Origin of the sequence: Anaerococcus degeneri, from assembly GCF_017874475.1 — a bacterium.
In the GTDB taxonomy this organism is placed as follows: Bacteria; Bacillota; Clostridia; order Tissierellales; family Peptoniphilaceae; genus Anaerococcus; species Anaerococcus degeneri.
In genome coordinates this window covers 1-6,299 of the sequence record NZ_JAGGLO010000023.1, presented here as the reverse complement: position 1 = coordinate 6,299, position 6,299 = coordinate 1, and the positions used below count along the sequence as shown (strand labels likewise).

The 6,299-nt window shown below is 29.6% G+C and carries 7 protein-coding genes; 6 read left to right on the top strand and 1 reads right to left on the bottom strand.

The features are described from left to right. Nucleotides 1-406 precede the first annotated feature (406 nt). From J2Z38_RS10400 to J2Z38_RS10375, 6 genes are all read left to right on the top strand, one after another. Entirely contained in the window at nucleotides 407-802 is a 396-nt protein-coding gene (locus J2Z38_RS10400) for a hypothetical protein (RefSeq protein ID WP_209775229.1), read from the top strand. Between the two features lie 274 nt (nucleotides 803-1,076). Continuing rightward, the gene (locus tag J2Z38_RS10395; protein ID WP_209775228.1) at nucleotides 1,077-1,709 is read left to right on the top strand and encodes a hypothetical protein; all 633 of its coding nucleotides are present in this window, start codon (nucleotides 1,077-1,079) and stop codon (nucleotides 1,707-1,709) included. Between the two features lie 164 nt (nucleotides 1,710-1,873). After that, nucleotides 1,874-2,161 carry a hypothetical protein gene (locus J2Z38_RS10390; RefSeq protein ID WP_209775227.1) on the top strand — a complete coding sequence of 96 codons (288 nt, stop codon included), beginning with the start codon at nucleotides 1,874-1,876 and terminating at the stop codon, nucleotides 2,159-2,161. A 1-nt stretch (nucleotide 2,162) separates the two neighbouring features. Continuing rightward, the gene (locus tag J2Z38_RS10385) at nucleotides 2,163-2,882 is read left to right on the top strand and encodes a plasmid recombination protein (RefSeq protein WP_209775225.1); all 720 of its coding nucleotides are present in this window, start codon (nucleotides 2,163-2,165) and stop codon (nucleotides 2,880-2,882) included. Next, a complete protein-coding gene (locus J2Z38_RS10380; protein ID WP_209775223.1) occupies nucleotides 2,876-4,240 on the top strand; it encodes a type IV secretory system conjugative DNA transfer family protein in 1,365 nt (454 codons plus the stop codon). The genes J2Z38_RS10385 and J2Z38_RS10380 overlap by 7 nt, the downstream gene beginning before the upstream one ends. 83 nt (nucleotides 4,241-4,323) lie before the next feature. Continuing rightward, nucleotides 4,324-4,545, top strand: a complete 222-nt coding sequence (locus tag J2Z38_RS10375) for a hypothetical protein (RefSeq protein WP_209775221.1) — start codon at nucleotides 4,324-4,326, stop codon at nucleotides 4,543-4,545. A 486-nt stretch (nucleotides 4,546-5,031) separates the two neighbouring features. Here the strand turns inward: J2Z38_RS10375 and J2Z38_RS10370 are convergent, their stop codons facing one another. Next, nucleotides 5,032-5,847: a replication initiation protein gene (locus J2Z38_RS10370; RefSeq protein ID WP_209775220.1), complete on the bottom strand. Its 816-nt coding sequence runs from the start codon at nucleotides 5,845-5,847 to the stop codon at nucleotides 5,032-5,034. Between the last annotated feature and the right edge of the window lie 452 nt (nucleotides 5,848-6,299).

Sequence of the window (6,299 nt, the reverse complement as noted above, 5' to 3'; positions counted from 1 at the left end):
TTTTTTTTATTTTTAAAATTAAACCCCTGGAGGCTCTGCCCCCAGACCCCCGGCATCTCCAAGGACGATTATTTCTTATTTTAACGCTCTATTTTGCGTTTTAAGCGATTTTAAGTATTTAGGCATGTATTTATATTAATAACAACAATTCATTAAAATTAAGAGGCAAATTTTAATGAATTAAGCACAACAAATTGAAATATTGATCCACGCATTAATAAACTTTATTATTTTATTTCAAAAGCTTATTTATAATAAAGTAATATAGAAAACTTAAAATAATATGATATAATATCCATAGACGCAGTGATTTTAACAATCAAGGCAAACGAGGAAAGAAAGGATAATATATTGTATTACTATATATTATTATATAATATTCGGTAATATATATTGGAATTTGAATATGCCTAGCGAGTTTATTAAAATCAGTTTAAATATTTCAAAGAAATTAAATGAAGACGTTAGAAACTTTGCGAAAAATAATAATGTAACGTTATCTCAGGCTTGTGAGTTGCTTATGAATCAGGCTCTAGATCCAGAATTCAACTCTAGAGTACCAAAAGAAGAATTTGAGAAGCTATTAGAAATAAATAAGGAACTTGAAAACAATATTAGACTTGAAAAAGAAAGTCGATTGAAAGATTATCAAGATGTAATTCTGAAAAATACGGAAATTTCATCTCAACTTTTGGATCTTATGAAAGCTGATAGAGTTCTGCAGCTTGAATCAAAGGAAGTGAAAGAATCTTTATTTCATCGTGTTAAAGTTTTCTTTTTAGGAAATGATAAACAGAGTTAGAATTATTGCACTAATTTCACATTTTGTGCAATAATTTACTCCGAATAGCTTAAATTAATGGAAAATTTTAATAAATATGAGTTATATTTATAAATTATTGAATAAATCGTATTATATATTCAGTAATAAAGCTAAAAAGCAAAAGAATAATACTTGAATAAACAACCGTAATGGTTGTTTATCTTAGCAATCATTTGTTAAAAAAATAACTTATGTACTCCGGTGGTATTATGTAAATTTTGAGTGTATATTATAAATTAAGAAAGGAGGGAAAATGTTAGAAGATTTTAAAAACACGCTATTTAAAACAAGCTGCAAGCTTCATTTTTTGCCTAAAAAAACAATAGAGTTAATCTCGTCTAGAACAAATCAAACTCAGACAGAAATCATTGAAAACGCCATATTGTCACAATATATGCCCAAAGACAAATTTTTGTTTAGTGTTATATCAGAAGATATGCTTATCAATCAAGATATTAAAATGTGTTTAATACGTTTATTTAGCGAGTCGGCTATTAATGAAAAGTATAGAAGTGAAGATCTAATTAAGTATTGCCAAGAAATAGAATTGAGGAGTAACAATGTTTTAACCGGAGAAGAATCTATTAGATATAATCTTTTAAAATACCTAAAAACGCTTTTACAAATTTTCAAGAATAAAAATGTTAAAGAGTCTGATATTAAGATATATGAAATGTTCATTGATGAATTAGAAAAAGAACCTAAATATTCCCACTTAATTAATTTTTATCAATTAATTTTAAAAAATTGGGATATTTGCAAATATGAAGAAACTACTTTCAATGTTTTATCAGGCTTAATTAAGCTAAATGAAAAGTTAAAGTTTGATTCAATTAATATGTATGAACTTTATAATATTTTGTTAAAGATTGATGATAAAGTATGAAATAACTTTAAACTAGAACGAAGAAAAAAAGCGGTCCAGGTCGGCGATTGAGACCTGGCAAGGGACTAGAATGAAATTCTGGTCTACCTTGCTCTAGACCAGAATATTTTAACAAAATACTTTGGTCTGATGAATTGTTTAAAAAATAAAGATAGGAGAAAATTTTGAAAAATAATATAACTGAAATTTTAGATTTGATTGAAGAAAATAACATTGACAATTTAAGCGACTTATATAAATTTCACGAAAAAGGAAGAAATGAAGAAATTGAAGAATTAGAAAAATTAAATGAAGATATTGACGAAAATAAACTTTTCTATAATTTTGAAAAAATAACAGACATATTAATGTATCCAAGATTTTTTGCTGAAGTTTTAAAAGAGCAAAAATATATGAAAATCAAAAATTCTGGAAAAAAACTTATTGAAAAAACTTATTCCATCGAGGATTAAAATGGCAGATTTGGCTAAATTTAAACACAATGAAGTCGCCCACATTTTAAACCATAATACAAGATCTACAGTTGTTAATTCTAATCCAGATGTTGATCAAACTAGAAGTCACTTAAACTATGAAATATCAATTCATGATGATAACTTAACGCCTTTAGATAGATATCTAAAACGAAAGAGTGAAGTTTACTGTTATAACAGAGGAGATGTTAACACTATGGCGAGTTGGATTATTTCAGCACCCAAAGAACTTGAAACAGATGAGGAAATTAAAACTTTTTTTGAAAATTGTGTGGACTTTTTAAGTGATAGATATGGAAAAGAAAACGCGATACTAGCTACAGTTCATTTAGACGAGGGAGTTAAAATTAAGAAAATGGATAGATGGGGAAATCAAATTAAAGATAAGGACGGCAACACAATTGAAGAGGTGGTTGGTCGTCCCCATCTTCATTTTAACTTTATTCCTGTTATTAAAACTAGCAAGCGACCTGAGGGGAAGATAAGCTTTAAAGAAGCTATACCCTATAAAGAATATTTTAAATTCCACCCAGATTTAATGAAATTTCTTAAAAAAAGAGGAGATAAAGGAGCTGACTATATTGTGTCAGGCGTCACTAAAAGGAACGGAAGAAATTACAGTGTTAATGAACTAAAAGATCAAACTAAAAATCAAAATACGTTTACTTTTGAAAATACAAAGGACATCAAAAAATGGTAGACAAAGTTATTTTACTATTTGGCGTATTTTTTCTGGTATTTATCTTTTTTCAAAAATTGGTTGAAAACTCTAAAAAAGAAAAACTAAACAAAGTTACAGAAGTGTTGAAATTAAACAAGACTAATGCGCATGGAGTTGTATTTGGCAAAAAAGGGGCAAAATATATTTGTTCTCCTGAAGAGTCAGAGGGGCATATAGGTGTATTTTCAGCGACTGGAACTGGAAAAACAGCTGCGATTGGAATCCCTACCCTTAGAGCCTGGCAGGGTTCTATGTTTGTTATCGATATTTCAGGAGATATTGAAAAAAACTGTCCGAACATAAAAGATAAAATCATTTTTAATCCAGATGAAATCGACAAATATAAAGTAAAGTACAGCCCTTTTGCTGTATGCGATAAGCTTTCATCAGACTTTGAAAAAAATGAATTTTTAAGCCAGCTGGCATACATTCTTATGCCTGACCCTATCAAAGGTGGTGAAGCAAGCGATTTTTTTATAAAGCAAGGACGAAGAATTTTAATTTCTGCCTTAATATCGTTTTATCATCAAGGCTTTGATTTTATTGAAATTTGCGAAAAGATTGTAAGAAATAATTATATAAATCTTTTTGGAGACATTGATCAATCAGGAAATCAAGAAGCGATAAGTTATTTAAATGCATTTGAAGGAGCTAACGAGAAAAACACTGCAGGGTGCAAACAAGCAGTCGACGAGGCACTCACTCTGTTTGCGACAAACTATACTATTAAACAATCTGTAGGCAGAGGAGATATAACAATCGAGCCTGAAAAAATCGAAAATAATGCTATTTTTATTGTTGTCGACGACACAAAACTTGAACTGTATTCCCCACTTCTAAATCTGATAACTTCACAGTATATGAACTATATTGCCAATAGAAAAGTAGATAGTAGCAGTAAAACAATACTTTTATTTTTAGACGAATATTCAAGCCTTAGAATCAATTCTGAGACGATTTTACAGGCACTAAGGAAGTATAGGAAGCGTAAAGCAAGAATCATGCTCCTAACTCAAAATTTGGCTGATTTAAATGTGCTTTATACACCCGATATAACTAAGGCAATGATGGCAAATTTCAAATTTAAAGTTTTACTTGGTGGTTTAAACGAACCAGAAAGTCAAAAATATTTTGCCGAACTAATTGGTTTTAAAGATGTTTTAAAACGCTCTACTTCCAAAAATGCAAGACAACACACTATAACAAAATCCGAAAGTCAGGAATACTATATAAAGCCAGCCGACTTAGATAAACAAGGCAAAGATAAGCTTGTATTAATTCACGGAGAAGGCAGGCGATATATGATATTAAATAAAAATTATTATTTTAAACCCTAGCTGATTTTGCCCCCTTAGTGAGATAAGGGGGCTGTCGCCATAGGCGACTGGGGGATTGATTTTGGAAAATACAAGGAGGAAATATGAATTTTGAACAAATGAGGGGAAATGATAAGCGAAGCCTAGAAGAAATTACTATCGATAGCGTTAATCAAGTTTTGCGTGCATCTAAAACAGCAAGTAAAGATATCGGGTATAAGCTAAAAAGCGCTGGGCACAAACTTCCAATCCCAAATGTAGAAAAAATCAATAGATTTGCAAGTAAAGTTATTGATCAGGAAGTTAAAAACGATATTGAGTTTTAAAAGATTTAAGGTATATTAATATTAACCAGAAAAGATATCAGTTTGTTTTCATGCAGACACAAAAAAAGCCGGGAGCTCCAACTCCTGGCTTTTAATTTGGCTAGTTATCGCTTTTGAAGTAACCATCTAGCCATTTGCAAATGTAGTAACCAGTTACATCTGCCGCGGTAGTTACGAGAAAAGATATCAATATTTCCATTTAGACACCCCCTTTCTGTTATCAGAATGGGTGCGATAACAAGTATATTATACACTTTTATATATCATAAATTATAATTTTGTCCCGAAATATCCAGGTATAAATGCCTGGATAAAAAAATAAAATCGCTTAAAACGCAAAATAAACGTCTATATTCCAAAATAAACTCAAAGCCAAGAAGATTTTTTTAAATATCGACCCAATTACTAATCGATTTTTAAAAAAATCCCTAAAGTCAAAAAATAAAAGCTGATTCTTGCTTTGCAAGTATCGGCTTTTTACTTTGCTTATATTGTTTGATCTTCTGTAGACTTTTTAAGCCTAGCAAGTCTTTTTTCCCTAGCTTTTTCAGCAATTAGGCTTAAATTCTTCTTATTTGCTGATTTAGTATTCTTATTTTCAAATTTACCATAAACAAATTTTTTATCACCTGGAAATTGTGGTTTCCAGGTGAATCTGTAAGCTATAACTGGAGTTCCGCGAGTATCGGCTTTTATTGTCTTTATTTTGAAATTTTCAAAATATTCAGGAATTTCCTTCAGAATTGGCTTTAAAACTCTTTGTTGAATGTTGTTTGCAGTATATGAATCTGGTATATCCAATAAGCTTTTAAATTGATCAATAGAAAATTCTTTTCCTTGATTTCCTACGCTTTTCCGCTGCTTTAAAATTCTGTACATGGTTTTTGAATATGTAGAGTTTAAACTTGTAAATTCTGATAATTCGTATACTGTAAAATTTTTTGTTAATTGGTTGACTATATACTCAAAATTTTCGGAAACTCTTAATTTCAGCGTTTTTTCATCTAAATTAAAAGATATTTTAGAAAATATATTCATGTATTCTGTTGATTTGCTCGATGTATCTTTGAAGTATAATGAGATGGCTTTTCTTGAAAAACCGTCCACCATTTTATACCAATAAGAATTCCTGGTGTCTGTGCCTGTTAATTTTTTTAAATCTTGTGTGTTTAAAATTACATCTTTAGTGCCATGATCCCTGATTTTAACCAAAATCGAAAAAAACAAGTCCATTTCTTCAGCAGTCCAAGCTCTCATCGATAAATTATTTAGGTCGTTGTGATATTTTACTAATTCAGTCATAATTTCTCCTCATTTTCATTTTACTTTGTTTGATTATAAAAACAAGTTATAAAAACAATGTTTTTATAAATGTTGTTAAGTGCAACTTTTGTTTTTATAAGTGCAACTTTTGTTTTTATAAGTGCAACTTTTGTTTTTATAAGTGCAACAAATGTTTTTATAACATTTTTTAAATGTGTATTTTTCAATATTTATCGAGGTAAAAATTTACTCTAAAAGATATTAAAAGATATATAAAAGATATTAAAAGAGTGCTATCGCACATTCACCACACAAAATATAGGAATTAATTGATAAATGATGTAATTCAAGTACAATTATAATGCATCATACAAGGACGATTATTTTTAATCGTCTTTTTTTTTATTTTTAAAATTAAACCCCTGGAGGCTCTGCCCCCAGACCCCCGGCATCTCCAAGGACGATTATTTCTTATTTTAACGCTCTATTTT